This is a genomic window from Priestia sp. MDV22-iso46, assembly GCF_058629175.1.
Map to the genome: position 1 here is coordinate 70,572 of NZ_JBZVWT010000001.1, position 17,549 is coordinate 88,120.

Annotated in this window: 23 protein-coding genes; 20 read left to right on the top strand and 3 right to left on the bottom strand. The window is 37.3% G+C overall.

Annotated elements, in window-relative coordinates:
- Nucleotides 1–29: 29 nt before the first annotated feature.
- The 6 genes from AC4NPH_RS00360 to AC4NPH_RS00385 all read left to right on the top strand — a co-directional run bounded on the left by AC4NPH_RS00360 (nt 30) and on the right by AC4NPH_RS00385 (nt 5,289).
- Nucleotides 30–722 carry a response regulator transcription factor gene (locus tag AC4NPH_RS00360; protein ID WP_057274127.1) on the top strand — a complete coding sequence of 231 codons (693 nt, stop codon included), beginning with the start codon at nt 30–32 and terminating at the stop codon, nt 720–722.
- Nucleotides 719–2,188: a sensor histidine kinase gene (locus AC4NPH_RS00365; RefSeq protein ID WP_013057588.1), complete on the top strand. Its 1,470-nt coding sequence runs from the start codon at nt 719–721 to the stop codon at nt 2,186–2,188. Before AC4NPH_RS00360 ends, AC4NPH_RS00365 begins: the two co-directional genes overlap by 4 nt.
- Before the next feature lie 25 nt (nt 2,189–2,213).
- Nucleotides 2,214–3,281 (top strand): TolB family protein, encoded by a 1,068-nt coding sequence (locus AC4NPH_RS00370; RefSeq protein ID WP_013057587.1) that lies wholly within the window; start codon nt 2,214–2,216, stop codon nt 3,279–3,281.
- Nucleotides 3,282–3,391: 110 nt separating this feature from the next.
- The gene (locus tag AC4NPH_RS00375; protein ID WP_029322480.1) at nt 3,392–3,628 is read left to right on the top strand and encodes a hypothetical protein; all 237 of its coding nucleotides are present in this window, start codon (nt 3,392–3,394) and stop codon (nt 3,626–3,628) included.
- Between the two features lie 112 nt (nt 3,629–3,740).
- Nucleotides 3,741–4,502 carry a M15 family metallopeptidase gene (locus AC4NPH_RS00380; protein ID WP_475843857.1) on the top strand — a complete coding sequence of 254 codons (762 nt, stop codon included), beginning with the start codon at nt 3,741–3,743 and terminating at the stop codon, nt 4,500–4,502.
- 115 nt (nt 4,503–4,617) lie between these two features.
- The gene (locus AC4NPH_RS00385) at nt 4,618–5,289 is read left to right on the top strand and encodes a DUF421 domain-containing protein (protein ID WP_013057585.1); all 672 of its coding nucleotides are present in this window, start codon (nt 4,618–4,620) and stop codon (nt 5,287–5,289) included.
- A 28-nt stretch (nt 5,290–5,317) separates the two neighbouring features.
- On the opposite strand, the gene AC4NPH_RS00390 is transcribed toward AC4NPH_RS00385, so the two are convergent.
- From AC4NPH_RS00390 to corA, 3 genes are all read right to left on the bottom strand, one after another.
- Nucleotides 5,318–6,052, bottom strand: coding sequence for a polysaccharide deacetylase family protein (locus AC4NPH_RS00390; RefSeq protein ID WP_029322475.1), 735 nt, complete (start codon nt 6,050–6,052; stop codon nt 5,318–5,320).
- A gap of 83 nt (nt 6,053–6,135) precedes the next feature.
- Nucleotides 6,136–7,413 carry a polyamine aminopropyltransferase gene (locus AC4NPH_RS00395; RefSeq protein WP_063671911.1) on the bottom strand — a complete coding sequence of 426 codons (1,278 nt, stop codon included), beginning with the start codon at nt 7,411–7,413 and terminating at the stop codon, nt 6,136–6,138.
- A 445-nt stretch (nt 7,414–7,858) separates the two neighbouring features.
- A complete protein-coding gene (gene corA / locus AC4NPH_RS00400; RefSeq protein WP_013057582.1) occupies nt 7,859–8,821 on the bottom strand; it encodes a magnesium/cobalt transporter CorA in 963 nt (320 codons plus the stop codon).
- A 130-nt stretch (nt 8,822–8,951) separates the two neighbouring features.
- Between corA and AC4NPH_RS00405 the strand changes: the two genes are divergently transcribed.
- The 14 genes from AC4NPH_RS00405 (at nt 8,952) to AC4NPH_RS00470 (ending at nt 17,536) form a co-directional block, all read left to right on the top strand.
- Entirely contained in the window at nt 8,952–9,827 is an 876-nt protein-coding gene (locus AC4NPH_RS00405; protein ID WP_061859278.1) for an STAS domain-containing protein, read from the top strand.
- A gap of 219 nt (nt 9,828–10,046) precedes the next feature.
- Nucleotides 10,047–11,117, top strand: coding sequence for an FMNH2-dependent alkanesulfonate monooxygenase (gene ssuD / locus AC4NPH_RS00410; RefSeq protein WP_013057580.1), 1,071 nt, complete (start codon nt 10,047–10,049; stop codon nt 11,115–11,117).
- A 121-nt stretch (nt 11,118–11,238) separates the two neighbouring features.
- Nucleotides 11,239–12,012, top strand: a complete 774-nt coding sequence (locus tag AC4NPH_RS00415; protein ID WP_013057579.1) for an alpha/beta hydrolase — start codon at nt 11,239–11,241, stop codon at nt 12,010–12,012.
- Between the two features lie 79 nt (nt 12,013–12,091).
- Nucleotides 12,092–12,292 carry a DUF6501 family protein gene (locus AC4NPH_RS00420; RefSeq protein ID WP_013057578.1) on the top strand — a complete coding sequence of 67 codons (201 nt, stop codon included), beginning with the start codon at nt 12,092–12,094 and terminating at the stop codon, nt 12,290–12,292.
- 278 nt (nt 12,293–12,570) lie between these two features.
- On the top strand, nt 12,571–12,810 hold the full coding sequence (locus tag AC4NPH_RS00425; RefSeq protein ID WP_013057577.1) for a YiaA/YiaB family inner membrane protein: 240 nt from the start codon (nt 12,571–12,573) through the stop codon (nt 12,808–12,810).
- 124 nt (nt 12,811–12,934) lie between these two features.
- A complete protein-coding gene (locus tag AC4NPH_RS00430; protein WP_013057576.1) occupies nt 12,935–13,456 on the top strand; it encodes a hypothetical protein in 522 nt (173 codons plus the stop codon).
- Nucleotides 13,457–13,565: 109 nt separating this feature from the next.
- Entirely contained in the window at nt 13,566–13,784 is a 219-nt protein-coding gene (locus tag AC4NPH_RS00435) for a spore germination protein (RefSeq protein WP_013057575.1), read from the top strand.
- A 397-nt stretch (nt 13,785–14,181) separates the two neighbouring features.
- A complete protein-coding gene (locus AC4NPH_RS00440; RefSeq protein ID WP_013057574.1) occupies nt 14,182–14,523 on the top strand; it encodes a DUF1033 family protein in 342 nt (113 codons plus the stop codon).
- 70 nt (nt 14,524–14,593) lie between these two features.
- Complete coding sequence (sigY, locus tag AC4NPH_RS00445; protein WP_223260193.1) at nt 14,594–15,151, top strand: RNA polymerase sigma factor SigY; 558 nt, start codon at nt 14,594–14,596, stop codon at nt 15,149–15,151.
- Nucleotides 15,148–15,468: a YxlC family protein gene (locus tag AC4NPH_RS00450; RefSeq protein WP_013057571.1), complete on the top strand. Its 321-nt coding sequence runs from the start codon at nt 15,148–15,150 to the stop codon at nt 15,466–15,468. The genes sigY and AC4NPH_RS00450 overlap by 4 nt, the downstream gene beginning before the upstream one ends.
- On the top strand, nt 15,468–15,668 hold the full coding sequence (locus AC4NPH_RS00455; protein ID WP_013057570.1) for a hypothetical protein: 201 nt from the start codon (nt 15,468–15,470) through the stop codon (nt 15,666–15,668). Before AC4NPH_RS00450 ends, AC4NPH_RS00455 begins: the two co-directional genes overlap by 1 nt.
- Complete coding sequence (locus tag AC4NPH_RS00460; RefSeq protein ID WP_013057569.1) at nt 15,669–15,860, top strand: PLD nuclease N-terminal domain-containing protein; 192 nt, start codon at nt 15,669–15,671, stop codon at nt 15,858–15,860.
- Nucleotides 15,861–15,872: 12 nt separating this feature from the next.
- On the top strand, nt 15,873–16,763 hold the full coding sequence (locus AC4NPH_RS00465) for an ABC transporter ATP-binding protein (RefSeq protein WP_013057568.1): 891 nt from the start codon (nt 15,873–15,875) through the stop codon (nt 16,761–16,763).
- Nucleotides 16,760–17,536, top strand: coding sequence for an ABC transporter permease (locus tag AC4NPH_RS00470; protein ID WP_013057567.1), 777 nt, complete (start codon nt 16,760–16,762; stop codon nt 17,534–17,536). Before AC4NPH_RS00465 ends, AC4NPH_RS00470 begins: the two co-directional genes overlap by 4 nt.
- Nucleotides 17,537–17,549: the final 13 nt, after the last annotated feature.

Consider the following 17,549-nt stretch of genomic DNA (forward strand, 5'->3'; position numbering starts at 1 on the left):
AGAAATATCAAATGAAAGTACGTGATACATTGAATAAAAGGATTTTAGTAGTTGATGATGAAAAAAGTATTGCTACAGCGGTATCCTATGCTTTCAAGCGCGAAGGATATATTGTAGACACAGCATCTGACGGTGAAGAAGCGCTTGAAAAAGTAAAAAGCTTTCGACCTGATGTGATGATATTAGATGTGATGATGCCCAAATTAACCGGCTATGAAGTATGCCGAAAACTTGAGAATCGAAGAGGAATGGGGATTATCTTGTTAACGGTTAAAAATGACATCGTCGATAAAGTTCTAGGTTTAGAGTTAGGCGCAGATGATTACATGACCAAGCCGTTTGATGTAAGAGAACTTGTAGCTAGAGCTAAAGCACTTGTTCGGCGAATGGAAAAAAATGAAGCTCCTGAAGCTGTGGGAGAAATCACGGTAGGAAAAGTGAAGGTGAACTTAATTCAGCGCACGTTACATGTTGCCAATGATTTAGTAAAGCTTACACCAAAGGAGTTTGATCTTATTGCTTTATTACTTGCCAATTTAGAGAGAGTGTACACACGAGAAGATTTACTAGATCTTGTCTGGGGAATGGATTATGCAGGCGGTACACGTACGGTAGACATTCACATGCAGCGCCTTCGAAAAAAAGTAGGAGAAGCAGAACCTTATTTGCTTCAAACGGTATATGGCGTTGGATATAAAGCGACAGCAGGGATCAATGAATGAAAATCAGCCTAAAAGCTAAAATGGGACTCGTTCTTGCTTTTTTAATTATTTTAACAGTAACCGTACTGAGCGTACTTGTGTTAAAAGGAATTGAGACAAATCAGCGTGATCAGCTAGAAAGTGAACTTATTCAAAAAAGCAAAGCAGCCGAGCAAACGATTCGTCAAAGTTATGTAACCGGTGACACGTCTCTGAATACAGATTCTTTTCTTCAGCAAAAAGGACAGCGTCTTGCCTCTTCGATTGCATCACAAAGCGGAATGCAAACAGTCCTATATAATCAAAAAGGACAGGAAGCAGGAAGCTCTATTCCCATCGGCCAAAAAGATGTGGATGTTTCTGACACGCTTAGCTATGCTTTGAAAGGAAAAATAGCTTATCAAATCTCGGGTTCTTCCCTTATTTACTTTGCACCTGTGTCAATCGATAATCAATTTATTGGAGCCATTCGTTTTGACCATTCCCTAAAAAATAATCAGCAGTTTATAGCTGACATTAGACACCTATTTCGTACTTGGGGAACGATTGCAGCAGCAGCAGCTTTTTTAATTGGCTACGCTTATTTTTACCGTATTGCTTCGCTTATTGCTAGCCTTCAAAAAACTTCACAGCAGATTCGAAAAGGTCGTTATTTAACCGACCTGCCGTTCAAACGGCGCGATGAACTCGGGGAGCTCAGTCAAGGCTTGTTTTTTATGAGTACGTCGATTGAAAAAAATATCGATCAAATGAATGAAGAAAAAAGAAAGCTTGAGTTCGCTATTTCGAAACTGCAGTCTCTTGAACAGCAGCAAAAGCAGTTTATCGGTAACATCAGCCACGAATTTAAGACGCCTTTAACATCGATCAAAGCTTATGTTGACTTACTTGATATGTATCGAGATGATCCTCAGCTTATGGAAGACGGCGTGCAAAATATTCGTAAAGAAACGAATCGCCTTCATGAAATGGTAGATAAAATCTTAAAACTTTCAGCGCTTGAGAAATATGATTTCGAGCAGCGGCCAGAGCAAGTTGAATTGAAGCGGCTTCTAGAAGACATATGCGATCGTATGAAAGGAAAAGCAGCTAAATTTGATTTGACTCTTCATACAAATATAAAAGAAGCAGTTGTTTGGGCTGATCGTGAAAGCTTAATACACATTTTTATCAATTTAATTGACAATGCTATTAAATATAATGAACCAGGCGGAAAAGTGGAAGTAACGTCTTATACTTTAGAGAATTCTATTATTGTAGATGTAGCTAACACCGGGATAGGGATTCCACCCGAAGCAGAAGAAAAATTATTTCAACCATTTTTCACCGTAAATAAAGATCGGTCGCGTTTATCCGGAGGTACAGGCCTTGGCTTAGCATTAGCCAAAGATTTAACTGAAAAGCAAAAAGGCGTTATCAAGCTGCATCATTCTGATTCTAAATGGACGATTTTCAAAGTGTCGTTTCCTTTGAAAACAGAGAAATGAGTTAGCTAAAAGGAGTGAACCGTTATTGAAACGGTATAGATTAATGATATGTATAGCAAGCACTTTTCTTATTTTAACATCATGCGGACAAGAAGAAAGCCATAGAGAAACCGTTGAAAAACCCGACAAGAAAATTACTGTATTGGACCAAGTAGATAAAGATGGAAAAATAGAAGTGAAAGACGTTCAGGATATTAACGGCGTAAGGGCGTTTCAATTTTTAAACGAAAACACAATGATTGTTAGTAAAGAAAATAAACAATTTCGTTCGCACGATTTCGGTCCCAAAGAGGTATATGCACAGAATCTAGCCACTTATAATCTAAAAAACAAGTCTACTTTTGTGTTGCATCCAAGCAATGAAATTCAACATGCGGCAAAGCTTTCTCCGAATGGTGAATATCTTTTTTATAAAGTAGCAAAAGGTGAAGATACATTTGGTTATATAATGAACCTTCAAACAAAAAAAACGGTTAAAATAAAGAATGTTCTTCTCTATCCATCAAGCGGAGAGTGGCTTAATAATTCAGAAGTAATGTTTATTACAATGGAAGGAAAGCTTTCTAAAGCAAATGTAAAAGGAGAAGTAGAACCTCTGTTGCACAGAGACGATCGAATCTTAGATGCAGTTAAAGGAATAGGTGGCATTTATTATATTGGTGTAAACAACCAGCTTTTTTTTCTTCATAACGAACAGACGGACCCTGAAAAAATCAGAGATAATGTGGTTTCTATTATCCCGTCTCCAAACGGAAAACAATTAGCGCTCGTTCAGCAAAAAGATGCCCAAACGAGAACGCTGTCTATTACAGATTTAAAAGGATCAGAGGCCTTTCAGCTTGCTCTGTCCACTCAAATTTTTGGTGTAAGCTGGTCTCCCGACGGTTCGAAATTAGCTTATAACTTTATTTCTGAAAAAGAGGGAGATAAAGGGATATTCATAGCAGATGGATTAACAGGAGATGTTACACACCTAAACGTAAATTTAGACTATGCCGCTGATCAGCTTGATTGGAGTCAATCAGGAAATAAACTAGTTGCATCGAGCTTTACGCAAAATCAAGTTCATACGTATATTATCTTTTTAAAATGAGGCTGAGACAAAAGTAGTTTCATTAAAGTGAAACACGAACTATCTATCAAAAATGGATAAATAGTTCGTGTTTTTTTTATAATCATGGTGAACGCAGGTGCTTCTAGCTGTTGGTTGGAGGGCAAGGCGAAGACTCCTGCGGGAACAGCGGAACAGATGAGACCCCGCAGGAGCGAAAGCGACGAGGAGGCTCATCGGCCGCCCGCGGAAAGCGAAGCCTTGCACGGAAAGCAACAGCGTTCGAGCAAGCAGTCCAGATCGTGTATCCAGATTGTTCGTCTGTGGGTTGGGTTCATTTCGTTATGTCTCAGCCTCATTTCTATTTTTTATACCTTAAATTTTTTTAAGAGTGTTTACAAGTTTGAAACAACTGAATAACAGACAGAAACATTTATATTTTATCCTTTCTTTATAGGCTTTTGTAGCGCATCAAAAGCCGTTTGAAAGGAGTAAGACATCATGAAATACTTTTTATTTATTTGTTCTTTAGCTTTTACGCTGATGATAGCAGGGTGCGGAACAAGCAATTCTTCATCAAAGTCTGCCAGAGAATTCACAAAAAATGGACAGGCTCAAAAACTAGAAAGCTCATCAGCTTCTTCATCTTTAACGAAATCTAATGTAGACGAAACAGTGGTAATAGCCAATCCAGAATCGGTTACGGCTTTAGTTAATAAAAAGCATCAGCTTCCTGAATCCTATCAGCCTTCTGATTTAGTCTATGCCGACGTTCCGTTTATCTTCAACGAAAAAATAGAAAAACGAATGCTTAGAAAGCCTGCGGCACAAGCGCTTGAAGAACTTTTCCGAGATGCTGAAAAAGAGGGAATCAGCTTACTTGGTGTATCTGGTTATCGATCTCACGAGCGTCAAAAAGAGCTTTTTGCATTTTATGCAAAGCGAGACGGTGAAGAACAAGCACGCACCTATAGCGCCTACCCTGGAACAAGTGAACACGAAACGGGACTAGCAATCGATGTCACGGGAGGAAGTGGAATGTGTGCTGCAGCAGACTGCTTCGCTGATACACCAGAAGCTCATTGGCTTTCAAAAAATGCCTATCAATACGGATTCATTATTCGATACCCTGAAGGTGAAGAGCAGGTTACCGGCTATAAATACGAACCATGGCACCTTAGATATGTAGGGAAAAAATCAGCCGCATCCATTTTTAATCAATATGCAACGTTAGAAACCTATGCAAATAAGAAAAAAGTTTAATCAAAAGTTCTATAACTGGAGAACGAAGAAAAGAAAAATCAAAAGTCAGGTTTATCACTCTCACATATGATACAAACTGATACTATAACATGCTTGCTATAGAGGAAGGGTATCAATGTATAAAGATATTGCGATTGAACTGATATGTGGATTTTTAGCGCTATTTATTATGCTGAAGCTTTTAGGTAAGACACAGTTTGCTCAAATCACTCCGTTTGACTTTATTACAACGCTTGTCCTGGGAAATATTGTGGGGGATGCAGCTCTTGAAAAAGGAGTAGAGTTAACTGAAATTCTTTATAGCGTTTTGATTTGGGGGCTTCTGATCTACGCAGTGACAAAGCTATCTCAAACCTTTACAGGGTTTAGAGGAATTCTTGAAGGAAAGCCTTCAATGATTATTTATAAAGGGAAAATCCTTTATAAAGAGCTTAAGAAAAACAACTTGGACTTGAATCAGCTTCAGCATCTAATGAGACAGCAAGGGTATTTTTCACTGTATGAAGCAGAATACGTCATTTTAGAAACAAATGGAGAGGTGAGCGTCGCTCCTAAACACGAATTCGGCCCTCCAACGAAAAATGATTTAAACATCCCTTATTCTCAAACCAATTTACCTATTGCTTTAATCATGGATGGAAAAGTAGTGCCTGGTAATTTGAAAGAAGCAAACGTAGATGAAAAATGGTTAAAAAAACAGCTTGCAATCAAGAAAATTAAAAAATACAGCGAAGTTTTTTATGCTGAATGGCAGCAAGAGCGAGGACTGGAAATAACAAAATTCTAAAAACCCTTTCCTTAAAAGGAAAGGGTTTTTAGCTTTCTTTTAATAGCTTAGCAAAATCTTCAATCGTTGTAGAATACGTGACGTACAGACGAGGAATAAGATAGTTTTCATTCTTTTGTCCGCTTTCAGTAAAAAATTTTGGAATGGTTGAAAGACCAAATGTATAATTTTTTTTTGTTTCTTCCACTACGCGGCTATTGACCTTTCCATAGGGGTAAGCAACAGCAATAACGGGCTGGCTCGTAATGGCTTCAATTTTTCGTTTTGAATCAGCTAGCTCATAGGATAAATTTTTCGTCTTAGTTAAATCCGGATGAGTAGCGGTATGAGACTGAATAGAAAAAAATCCTGAATCAACAAATTTTTTTAAATCGGCTGGCGACAAACGGTTGGGACGGCCGATAAAATCTGAAATCACAAAAATTGTAGCCGCTGGATGAAATTGAGGGCTGGCTGCTCTTTGAAAAATAGGCAAGATAGTAAGATTATTTTTATATCCATCGTCAAATGTAATAAATATAGGTTTTTTCACACGCTTTAGTTCCTGCCATTTTTCAAATGTTAGCGGCGTATATCCTTGCTTTTTAAGATAAAGAAGTTGTTTCTCAAAATTTTCAGGCGTCACATACAGTTCTTTTTCCCCATGGCCTGTGTAGGCATCAATAGAATGGTAAATCAGGACAGGCACTTTCACTTGGCTAAAAGCGGGGGAAGGGAAAATAACAGTTAGCACTAAGATAACAAAAACCGAAATTTTTCTCATAACAATCCTTTCTGTTGCACAGTGGTGACGAGACTGTTTTAGTATGTCAAAAGAAAAGGAATGTATAAGCCAAGCTTTCTTTTTTACAAATATAAGCCTTCTTTTTTAAATATTTTATGCAGAACCAAGTGCTCAGCAGAGTTCACAACTGCAAACTGTTTTTTAGAAAGAGAATGGGGAGAAAAACGCATTAACTTAGTAAAGTCTGATGGCAGCGTAGTATATAAAATATCAGTAGAGAGTATAGGGGCAGACAAAGGTGTTTTCGAGCCGATGTGAAAACCCCAATCTCCAAAAGAAGGAATAATGGTGTGGTAGCTCAACGTATAAAACTGAGAAGCTTTCATCGTCTTATTAATGCTCCAAAAAACGATAGGTGTGTCTCTAGGAGAATTTGACTGACATACGACCAAGCCGCTGCGCGATAGTGAACGTTGGAGAAGTGCGTAAAATTCTTTTGTATAAAGAGTACTTATTTTTTTGTTGGTAGGATCAGGAAAGTCAATAATGATGATGTCATAACACGCTGAATTCAAAGAGAGGTAGTCAACAGCATCTTGAATATGAACGGTGACACGAGAATCTTCAAATGAGCGTTGATTTAACTTCTTTAATTCTTCTACATTCATCGCAGCATTTACAACGTCAGCATCTATTTCCACAAGGTCTATTTCTTTAACTTCTTTATATTTAAGGACTTCTCGTAAAGCTAAACCATCTCCACCGCCTAGAATAAGAATGCGGTGAGGACGTAAGGAAGCTGCAAAGATAGGGTGTACAAGAGCTTCATGGTACGCATGTTCATCCAATGAACTAAATTGCAGCTGTTCATCCAAATACATTCGAATATCAGATGCTTTAATCAGCTGAATATCTTGAATACGGTTTTTTTGATGAAACAAAATGTCATGCTGGCCTGATAAGAGTTGCTTTAGACTAACGTGATCTGAGTCATCTCCACGATTGAGAAGACGAGTACTTTCAGCATGCTGACGATTTTTTGTTGGAGTTTCGGCGTGTTGAATTCCGCGAGAAATCGAATACACAACAGCTTTTTTTGAAGCTAATTGCTTGAGTAACGCATAACCAATTTCAATTATTTCTTTGTCTCCGCACGTATAAAAATCTAATGAAGCGTAGTTTTCCTCCGGCCACGTATGAATAGACAAGTGAGAGGTAGCTAATACGAGAATGCCTGTAATGCCTTGGGGCGTAAACTGGTGAAAATAACAGTGCAAAACTTCCATCTCTGCATCTAGTGCAGCTTCAACAAGAATTCTTCTTAAAAGTGAGGGGTCGTTTAATATCACTTCATCGCATTCGAACGCATCCATTAGCAAGTGTTTGCCTTTAATATCCACTACTTCAGCCTCCTTTTTGAGCATTATTTTCACTATCTTATGAAACTTTTTAGAAAAAGGAAACGTAAGCACGTTATTTTATGGATATTTTCGGGAAATAACTAGTTATCTTCTCGTAGAAAAGAAGCTGGGACAGACGTATTTTCGTTGAAGGAAGATCCAAACAATCAATCGAGATTCTTAACGGAGAATTCAACTCGTTCGGATTTTTTCATTATGATGGTGAACGTAGATTTACCGTATGTAATAGCTGTTAATTGGAGGGCAAGGCGAAGACTCCTGCGGGCAAAGCGGAACAGGTGAGACCCCTCAGGAGCGTAAGCAACGAGGAGGCTCATCGGCCGCCCGCGGAAAACGAAGTCTTGCGCGGAAATTGACAGCACTAGCTCACTTACCCAATTTGTTCGTCTTTACATTGGATTAATTTCGTTATGTCTCAACCTTTCTACTCTTTATCAGTATTAAACCAGCCTTTTCGCTTGAACCATAGAATTAATCCAAGCGTTATCAGTCCCATGAAGCCAAGCACAAAGAAATAGCCATAGTGCCACTTTAGCTCAGGCATATTTTCAAAATTCATTCCGTATACGCCAACGATAAAGGTAAGGGGAATAAAGATAGATGAAATAACAGTCAGTGTCATCATGATTGAATTCATCCGGTTTGAATTAAGAGAAAGATAATTATCGCGCATATCAGACGTCATTTCCCGATTTGATTCAATCATATCGGCTAATTTTAATAAGTGGTCATAGACATCTTTAAAATACCTTTTTTGTTCAGGATGAACATCTAAGCGTTCAGAATTTATAACACGGTACAATAAATCGCGCATAGGCAAAATGGTTCTTCTGATTTTCAGCAAATCACTTCGAAGTTTGAATACATCTTCCATTAAAACAGAGATGGATTTTTTTGCATCTATGTTTTCTATATCATTCAGCTCATCTTCAATCTGATATACAGTGGGGAAATATTCATCTACCACTTTATCCATCACAGAATACGCAAGATAGCTTATCCCTTTTTCTTGAATCGAAGGTGTATGAAGCAGCTTTTCCCATACTTTATCAATTGCAGCTGACGGGTGAAAATGAAAAGTAACCATATAATTTTCGCCGATAAAAAGGTCAACTTCCTCAGCTTCTAACGTTTGACGATTTAACGAATGAAGGACAAAAAAACTGTATCCTTCATAATAATCGAGTTTTGGACGCTGCAGAAAATGAAAGCAATCTTCAATCGCTAACGGATGAAAGTGAAAGGATGATTGAAGCAGCAGCGCTTCTTCTTCAGAAGGGCAGTTAAAGTCAATCCAATAGTACTGAATAGAGGGGTCGTGAATCTGATCTAATTGTATATGTTTCACAAGTTTGTCATCGTTCTTAAGAGCTAACGTTCGTATCATTTAAAAACTCCTTTGTGTTTTTATAGCTATTTTCAATGTAGCATAAAATCATAAACTACACGTATTTTAAAAAATAATTTTCTTTCTTCTCTTTTTATAAAACTAGTAAGGGTGAAAAAGTTAAATTATAATGATAGTAGTAGCTCGTATGGAAAGGGGAATCGTTTTGAATAAAAATGAAGCACTTCGTATGTTTTTTTTAAAACATGCAGATCAACTGACGGAAGAATGGTATGAAAGCATTGAAGACAATGACCCAGAATCGGTTTATGCATCTACTCATCCGGAAGTCATTTCAGTATTAAAAGATCAAAATAATGAATTTCATTTATACATAGCCGATGTATTTATAAAAAATGAAAAAGAATTTTTTGATTCATTTGAAACGTGGATTTTAAAGATTGCGGAAGACGGAGAGCATGTAAGAACGCCTATTCATTATATTATTCGAGAATTTTTCCGAGTTAGAAAACAGTATTTAACGTATTTAAATCAATTTGTAGAAGAGTGCGAGCAAGATATTACGCAAGAAGAACTAGATGAATGGAACGAATTGATTGTACGCGTGTTTGATATCACCGTTTATAAATTTGTAGAAGAGCACCATCAGCATTCAAAGCGGTTGCTTGAAGCACACAAAGAACTGATTAATGAGCTGAGTTCGCCAGTTATTCCACTAAGCGATCATATTGCGATTCTTCCGCTTGTTGGGGACATCGACACAGCAAGAGCGCGCCGAATTTTAGAAAATACGTTAACTCGCTGCGCTGAACAGCAAGTGAATCACCTTTATATTGATATTTCAGGAGTAGTTATTGTTGATACGATGGTTGCTCATCAGATTTTCCAGCTGATTGATGCATTAAAATTAATAGGTGTAGAATCAACTATCTCTGGGGTACGTCCTGAAATCGCAATTACCGCTTCTCATTTAGGTTTATCGTTTGAAAATATATCAACAAAATCAACCCTTGCTAACGCGATGGCTTCACGTATGAGGAAATAGAGCAAACAAGAATTACTTTTAATTCTTGTTTTTTTATCCTAATTCATACTTGACATATAGGTTAAAGAGGTATTATGATTTTACTAATTTAATAAATAAAAAGAGTAGTATTACATACGCTAATATAAAAATGCATCTCTGTAATTAGCGGACAAGAATTGAACAAACAACATGAAAACGCTTTATATAGAATACGAGAATATTTAGGAGGAAATAGAAATGAACATCTTATGGTTTTTCCCTACAGCAGGCGACGGACATTATCTAGGCACAACCGAAGGAAGCAGAACAAGCGACATTCACTACTTAAAGCAAATCGCACATGGACTGGATTATCTAGGATATGACGGCGCTTTGTTGCCTACTGGTTCAAATTGTGAAGATTCATGGGTGATTGCGTCGGCACTTGCTTCCGTTACGAATCGACTGAAGTTTTTAATTGCACTTCGCCCGGGTGTAATGTCGCCAACACTTTCAGCACGGATGGCTTCGACATTCGATCAAATGTCAAACGGCCGACTTATGTTAAATATTGTGACGGGAGGAGATCCCGTGGAGCAAGCAACGTACGGTAACTATTTAAGCCACGATAAACGCTATGAGTTAACAGATGAATTTTTAACGATTTGGCGAGATGTAATGGAAGGAAAAAAAGTCGACTACAAAGGAGAACATGTTGATGTAACAGGCGCGTACATTCCATCGCCTCCTGTCCAAAAACCGTATCCTCCGCTGTACTTTGGCGGGTCTTCTCCAGCAGGAAAAGAAGTAGGAGCAAAGCATGCAGATGTATATTTGTTATGGGGAGAACCGCCCGCAGTGATTAAAACAAAAATTGATGAGATGAAAGAAAAAGCTGCAAACGAAGGTAGGGACATTCGCTTTGGTATTCGCCTGCACGTTATTGTAAGAGAATCGGAAGACGAAGCGTGGGAATCTGCAGATAAATTAATTAAACATGTTGATGATGATACGATCAAAGCGTTTCAAGATAAGTTTGCGTCATTTGACTCCATTGCCCAAAAAACACAGTCAAGTTTGCACAGCGGCACAAAAGATCGAGGGGCACTGGAGATTGCTCCGAATCTATGGGCGGGAATTGGCTTAGCACGAGAAGGTGCTGGAACTGCTCTTGTTGGAAGTCCTGAAATTGTAGCGGATCGTTTAAAAGAGTACAAAGAGCTAGGAATAGATACATTTATTTTATCAGGCTACCCGCATCTAGAAGAAGCATATACGTTTGCTGAGCTAGTATTTCCACATATTCAAAAAGAACGAAGCAAGAGATAATTCTTGCTTCGTTCTTTTTGAATCGTAAAAAAATAAATACCCCAGTTGACTTATAGGAATTATAGGTGTATTATAAAGATAGTTCATTTAGTCAGAAAATTTGTGATAAAGGGTGAAGAAAATGGAACGTTATGACGTAATTCAAGGCGCAGAATCTTTTTATTATAAAGGCAACGACATTGGTATACTTGTTTCTCATGGATTTATGGGGACTCCTCAAAGTATGGAATATATCGGAAAAGAATTAGCTGAAAAAGGTTTTACTGTGTACGGTTTGCGACTAACGGGACATGGTACTCACTACTATGATATTGAACAAACAACGTACCAGGAATGGAAGCAAGACTTTTTAAATGGGTATCAGCGTTTGAAGCAAGAATGCCGTCATGTATTTATCTTAGGTCAGTCCATGGGAGGCACTCTTACCTTTCATACAGCGAGTCAAGGACTAGATCTTGACGGAGTTATTGCAATCAATCCGGCTATGACGTCCATTCCTTCAATGGAGCCTTATCGTTCTCGTCATACGCCTCGTTATTTAAAAGAAGAGCATCCTGATATTAAAGATCCAAACGTACATGAAATTACGTATGATAAAGTACCAGTGCGTTCTATGCGTGAGCTGCTTTCTTTAATGGATGAAACGAAAGAACGCTTATCTTATGTAACGTGCCCGGCTTTAGTACTAACATCAACAGTTGATAACGTAGTACCGCCTGAGAATTCAGCTTATATCTTAAACCATATTCAATCAGCAGAAAAAAGACAGCACATGCTTCGAAACTCTTACCATGTTGCGTCGATGGATTTTGATAAAGACACAATTGTTGCACAAACAGCACAGTTTGTACAAGCAACAGTTGCCAAAAAAAAAGTGCATGAGCGAATTTTTTAATTTTTAAATTCGCTCCGTTTCTTTTTTACTTCAAGTAAGATAAAATGAATCTTGAATGAAAACAAAGGAGTGTACATACATGATTCATTTAGAATGGAACGATCGTCCAACAATTAAACAAGTAAAATGCATACATACAGATGCAAAAAAATTCGTGGTTGAAAATGTCTTAACAGCAGGAAAAACATATGATGTGAAAAACGAAACAGAAGAGTTTTATTTTGTTGTTGATAACACTGGCCAAGTCGGCGGCTTTTATAAAGAATACTTTGAAGGCTAAACAAAAAATCATCGTCTCGGCGATGATTTTTTTATTGCAATAATTACCTGGAGCTTCTCTTAATGAAAACGAATGAACATACTTTTAAAGAGAAATTCCATATATCTAATCATTTCGAAAAAAAGCTTTACGATAAAAATAAGATGTAAGACCCAAATTCTTCCGTTTCTTGTTCTGATTAAAAGGGTAACTGACTATAAATACCCATGACAACAATTATTTTACAATGTAAAATGAAAGCGACGCTTAACAGAAAAAGGAAAAGAGGAGGTCATACGATGAAAAAGCGTAATACAGCAGCTTTTACATTTTTAGCATGGACAGCTTTTATTACAGCACTATTAGCTATGTTTATAGGAATTTATACCTTAGATGCATCATTACCGGTAAAAGGTTATTATGCCGTTGGAACATTATACTTAACGATGTCTGCTTTTGTGCTCCAAAAAACCATTCGTGATAACGAAGAAGATACGGCGCACGAACGCAAATATGACAAAGCAGAAGAAGAATTGTAGAGCTAAAAAAGAGCATTTTTCTAGCTCCTTGAAAAACATCCCCATTTTTGGGAGATGTTTTTTATATAAAAAAACAGGGAACGTGTCACTCCATGTCGTATTAATAAAGAAGGAGGCGATTGAATTGACACAACTAATGATTAATAACGTAAATTTTCACGTTGATATGTTTGAAGAAAAAATGATTACTGATGCGAATACAGGTGAAGAGTTGAAAAGGCTAAACTTTTCTTTTTCGGTTGTAGGCAAAGCAGCTTATGATAAATATGATGCATTTTTTGAGGATCCGTATTTTGAAGTAACAAATATGGAGACAAAAGAAACGCTAACACTAAAAAACATTTCGCACAGCACATTTTATCAGTCACCTGAAATTACAGATCATACAAATATTGTTTTCAGGGTAAAGCTGCAGCAAGAACCTGTTAAAGAAAAAGAACAAGTGAAAAATGAACAGCCAACAGAGAGCACGGTAAACGAAATGCTTTTATCTAGAATAAAGTTTAAGGCTCTTGTCGAATTACTTGAAGAAAAAGGACTTCTAACAGAGAAGGAATTGTATACTAAAATTGAAGAAGTAGCAGAACGAGATTTTGATATTCTAAGAGATGAATTAAGTCATTCTAAAAAAGAGGTAAAAGCGTAAAAATACCCCATTCTGCAGGGGGATTTTTTATTTATATCCATTAATTTATAACCCTTTTGATAAATCGTTCATATATTACATCACGATGAAAATAAAAAGGGTGAGGATAATGCCGATTGTTATTAATCATGTAGTGATTCCAAACGTTACAGGAGGAGTCGTTACGTTTGGCGACACGTACTATGTTTCTCCAAAAAGTAACAGTAAAACTGCACAAGGTTCGGGCTCTTCAAATACAGGAATTTGTGTAAATACAAATTCGGGACTTTCTAATACAAATACGCTCGATCCGGATGGTTCTGACCAAACCGGCTTTGGAAACGGCTAAGGAAAGAGATATTTTACTCTTCTTTCTACACGCCTTTTCAGTATTCGTTTTATCCGCATTTTATGCCTTCATTTGCACGTCCAATTGGATTTGTCGTGTCACCTGATGGAGCAATGGACAACTGATGGGGGAAAAAACCATATTGGTGGGGAAAAATTACGCCTTCAGCGGGCGTTTTTCCTCCCGTTACCCAGTACTATACGGGTAATTTAGTTCCTTATAGTTTAAGGAGCTATTATTAATATAAAAAAGAAGTTCAGATTAAGCTACCTTGTTGGCGTCTATTTCCTGAAAATAGGCGTTTTTTTCCGTTTTACTTGATTCAAAGTTATTTTTGCTGAATAATAAGGAAAAGAGAATTTTTAGAAGTAAGCTGTACGTAAGGAGATGTTCAATTATGACAGATAAATGGAGAGTTCATAAAATAAAAAGTGATTGTGAACCTTGGCTGTTTTTAGAAGGCTGGGAAAAAGATATTATTGAAACCATTGAATTTGAAAAAAAAGAAGAAGCGCTTCGCTACTACGCGATGATGATTTATGAATTTCATCAAAAATACGCGAGCGTGCGAAGTGATGAACTAGCGCTCTTTAGCTTTTGGAACGAAGGCGAAAAGGAATTTTGCGAGGCCTGTGATGATGATCTTCAAATCTTCCACGGTGTTTTATTCGCTAAAAACGATGAAGTCTATTCATTAGAAGAAGATGAAGAAGGATTAAAAATGCTTCGTACTAAATAAAAACGTCCTGCGGGGCGTTTTTTTTATATAAAAAATGAACGATTTCAATCGCTAAAGCGTCATATAGGTGATGAAACAAAAAGGAGGGGTGACCGCTTTGGAACAAGATGATTTCATCCTTGTCCAAAAAGCATTACAAGGTGATGATGATGCCTTTTCATTATTATTTCAGCGCTATCATTCATTTTTATATAAATACCTTTTAAAGCTGACATTAGATGAGGACTTATGCAGTGAATTGTGTCAGGAAGCAATGATGAAGTGTTACGTGAATCTTTCTTCATACAAAAATGAAGCAAAGTTTTCGACTTGGATGATATCCATTGCTTCAAGACTGTACATGGATTATTTGCGTAAGCAAAAACGTGAAAAAAGCAGTCTCCAGCGAATAAAGCAGTCTTTATCGCACCAGCTTCAGTGGAAAGCTAAATACAAAGGAGTGGAATGGAGCGAGATGTTTTCCGATTTTAATGAACTCGATTCGCGCTTTCGAATTCCTGTCTTGCTTCGACATTATTACGGATATACATACGATGAGATTGCCCATATGCTGAATATGCGAGCAGGAACGGTCAAATCAAGAGTAAATAAAGGAGTAAACATACTGAGAAAGGAGTGGAAAGAATGAGAGAAGAAAATGACAATCAGTCCTTACATTCTTTAAAAAAAGATTGGGAGCAGCTAGAGAGTTTAGCAAGTCATGAACGTATTTCTCTTCATGCAATTCAAGAACAGCTTCTCATTCAAAAACAAAAGCAGAAAAAAGCTTTCCGGAAAGAGTTATGCTTATTTACATTAACAGCACTTGTTATTTTAACGGTAATGGCAACTGCTATTTTACAAATACCTGCCTTATTTATCGCCATTGAAGTAATTGGGATCATTGTTGCTCCTATTTCTTTTATCGTTTTTCACTATAAACGAAAAAAGGAGATGTTTTTATAATGAATGAAAAATGGATTCTTGTGCTGTTTATTTCACCATTTCTCCTTCTTCAAAGCTTTCTACTTTTTATCAATGCAAAAAAACGCGGCGCTCATCCATGGTTTTGGGGAATATGGGGACTGATTCAAATTCCAATGCCAACGCTGTTTTATTGGTTTTTTATTATTTGGCTTCCAGCACGAAGAAAAAGGGGGATGTAAATGAAGGACATTAATTGGTTGTTAATTGCTCCAATTCTATTCTTACAATTGCTTTTAATGATTCCAGCATTGATAAGCTGCATAAAGCAAGAAGAGACAAACGGGCCAAAATGGTTATGGGGACTCATCATTTTATGTGTAAGTACAGTTGGTCCCGTTTTATATTTTGTTTTAGGACGTAAAAAACAGTGAGGTGGAGCTAAGATGTTTATGCAAGTAGAAAGACTGACAAAAGCGTATCGTAATATAACTGTTGTGAATAACCTTTCATTTAATCTCGACAAAGGAAAATGTGCAGCGTTGTTAGGCCCTAATGGTGCAGGTAAGACGACTACTTTGCATATGATTGCAGGTCTTACTGCACCTAATAAAGGGAAAATTTCTTTTGAAGATAAACAACATCAAGACGTACGATCATTTATTGGCTTTCTGCCACAGCATCCTACGTTTTTTAATTGGATGACGCCTCAGCAGTATTTAACTTTTTTAGGTCTTTTATCTAACATTTCAAAAAATGTGCTTTCCCAACGAATAGATGAAGTACTTGAAACTGTAGGTTTAAAAGGAAAGGAAAAGCAGAAAATTGCTGGCTTTTCTGGAGGAATGAAACAACGTTTGGGCTTGGCGCAAGCCTTGTTACATAAACCTGAACTGCTAATTCTAGATGAACCGGTTTCGGCTTTGGATCCTGAAGGCAGAAAAGATGTCCTAATGATTATCGAAACATTAAAAAAAGATACGACCATCCTTTTTTCAACTCACATTTTGCATGATGCAGAACAAATATGCGATAACATTATCATGATTAAAAACGGACGTATGAAATGGAATGGAACAAAGAGTTCGCTGCGCCAAGAGTTTACGGCTCCTGCTTTTACGATTGAAACAGAAGAAAGGCTCCCTGCATCACTTAGCAGTCTGCCAAGTGAACAGGTGCTGTTTCATTCTCCTTATAAAGCCACTGTAGGTGTAAAAGATACATCTCAGCAGCAGCAACTGCTTCAACTGCTTGTTGATCAACAAGCAAACCTTGTTTTATTTGAACGAAAACAGCATTCTCTCGAAGATGTGTATCTAGAGGTGATGAACAAATGAACACATTTGGAGTCTTATTTAAAAAGGAACTGCATGAATTATTTGCGAACGGCAAAGGAATTTGGCTGCCAATTTCTCTAATTTTACTAGGCATCACACAGCCTTTAACGAATTATTATATGCCACAAATCATTAACATGGCAGGGAATTTACCAAAAGGAGCAATTATTCAACTTCCTACGCCCACCGGTCAAGAAGTAATGCAAGGTGTCCTTTCACAATATAGCACAATAGGAACCTTACTGATTGTACTAGCAAGCATGAATATGATTTCAAATGAACGACAAAATCATGCTGCTGTACTTGTTATGATGAGACCGGTGAGCATCATTCAATACATTATGAGTAAATGGGCTGCGCAAATCGTACTGGTCATTGGCTCAACGTTTATAAGCTATATAGCAGCATGGTATTATACAAATCTTTTATTTTCATATGTGGATTGGACTCATATGCTAGTTAGCTTTCTTTTATACAGTCTGTGGCTGATTTTTATCTTGTCCGTTTTAGTGGCAGCTGGAACATTCCTTTTACAAAGCGGAGGGATTGCTGGAGTAAGCATTTTGATCATTGCGTTACTTTCATTTTTGAGTACTTTGTTTACGAATCAATTAAAGTGGAGTCCTGCAGCACTGTCACAATACGCCGCTCGTCTGCTTGAACAATTGCACTGGTCACAAAGTTTCACCTATACCGTAGTTGTTACGTTAATGAGCAGTTTTTTTCTTTTAATTGCTGCTGTTCATAGATACAAAAAAGTGGAATATGTATAAAAAGACTTCTTTA

What these genes read in the sequence shown, in the direction of transcription:
- AC4NPH_RS00365 (WP_013057588.1), top strand. Translation starts at nt 719, where the DNA reads ATGAAAATCAGCCTAAAAGCTAAAATGGGACTCGTTCTTGCTTTTTTA.
- AC4NPH_RS00380 (WP_475843857.1), top strand. Translation starts at nt 3,741, where the DNA reads ATGAAATACTTTTTATTTATTTGTTCTTTAGCTTTTACGCTGATGATA.
- AC4NPH_RS00385 (WP_013057585.1), top strand. Translation starts at nt 4,618, where the DNA reads ATGTATAAAGATATTGCGATTGAACTGATATGTGGATTTTTAGCGCTA.
- AC4NPH_RS00390 (WP_029322475.1), bottom strand. Translation starts at nt 6,052, where the DNA reads ATGAGAAAAATTTCGGTTTTTGTTATCTTAGTGCTAACTGTTATTTTC.
- corA (WP_013057582.1), bottom strand. Translation starts at nt 8,821, where the DNA reads ATGATACGAACGTTAGCTCTTAAGAACGATGACAAACTTGTGAAACAT.
- AC4NPH_RS00405 (WP_061859278.1), top strand. Translation starts at nt 8,952, where the DNA reads ATGATAGTAGTAGCTCGTATGGAAAGGGGAATCGTTTTGAATAAAAAT.
- ssuD (WP_013057580.1), top strand. Translation starts at nt 10,047, where the DNA reads ATGAACATCTTATGGTTTTTCCCTACAGCAGGCGACGGACATTATCTA.
- AC4NPH_RS00415 (WP_013057579.1), top strand. Translation starts at nt 11,239, where the DNA reads ATGGAACGTTATGACGTAATTCAAGGCGCAGAATCTTTTTATTATAAA.
- AC4NPH_RS00420 (WP_013057578.1), top strand. Translation starts at nt 12,092, where the DNA reads ATGATTCATTTAGAATGGAACGATCGTCCAACAATTAAACAAGTAAAA.
- AC4NPH_RS00425 (WP_013057577.1), top strand. Translation starts at nt 12,571, where the DNA reads ATGAAAAAGCGTAATACAGCAGCTTTTACATTTTTAGCATGGACAGCT.
- AC4NPH_RS00435 (WP_013057575.1), top strand. Translation starts at nt 13,566, where the DNA reads ATGCCGATTGTTATTAATCATGTAGTGATTCCAAACGTTACAGGAGGA.
- AC4NPH_RS00440 (WP_013057574.1), top strand. Translation starts at nt 14,182, where the DNA reads ATGACAGATAAATGGAGAGTTCATAAAATAAAAAGTGATTGTGAACCT.
- sigY (WP_223260193.1), top strand. Translation starts at nt 14,594, where the DNA reads ATGAAACAAAAAGGAGGGGTGACCGCTTTGGAACAAGATGATTTCATC.
- AC4NPH_RS00450 (WP_013057571.1), top strand. Translation starts at nt 15,148, where the DNA reads ATGAGAGAAGAAAATGACAATCAGTCCTTACATTCTTTAAAAAAAGAT.
- AC4NPH_RS00455 (WP_013057570.1), top strand. Translation starts at nt 15,468, where the DNA reads ATGAATGAAAAATGGATTCTTGTGCTGTTTATTTCACCATTTCTCCTT.
- AC4NPH_RS00460 (WP_013057569.1), top strand. Translation starts at nt 15,669, where the DNA reads ATGAAGGACATTAATTGGTTGTTAATTGCTCCAATTCTATTCTTACAA.
- AC4NPH_RS00465 (WP_013057568.1), top strand. Translation starts at nt 15,873, where the DNA reads ATGTTTATGCAAGTAGAAAGACTGACAAAAGCGTATCGTAATATAACT.
- AC4NPH_RS00470 (WP_013057567.1), top strand. Translation starts at nt 16,760, where the DNA reads ATGAACACATTTGGAGTCTTATTTAAAAAGGAACTGCATGAATTATTT.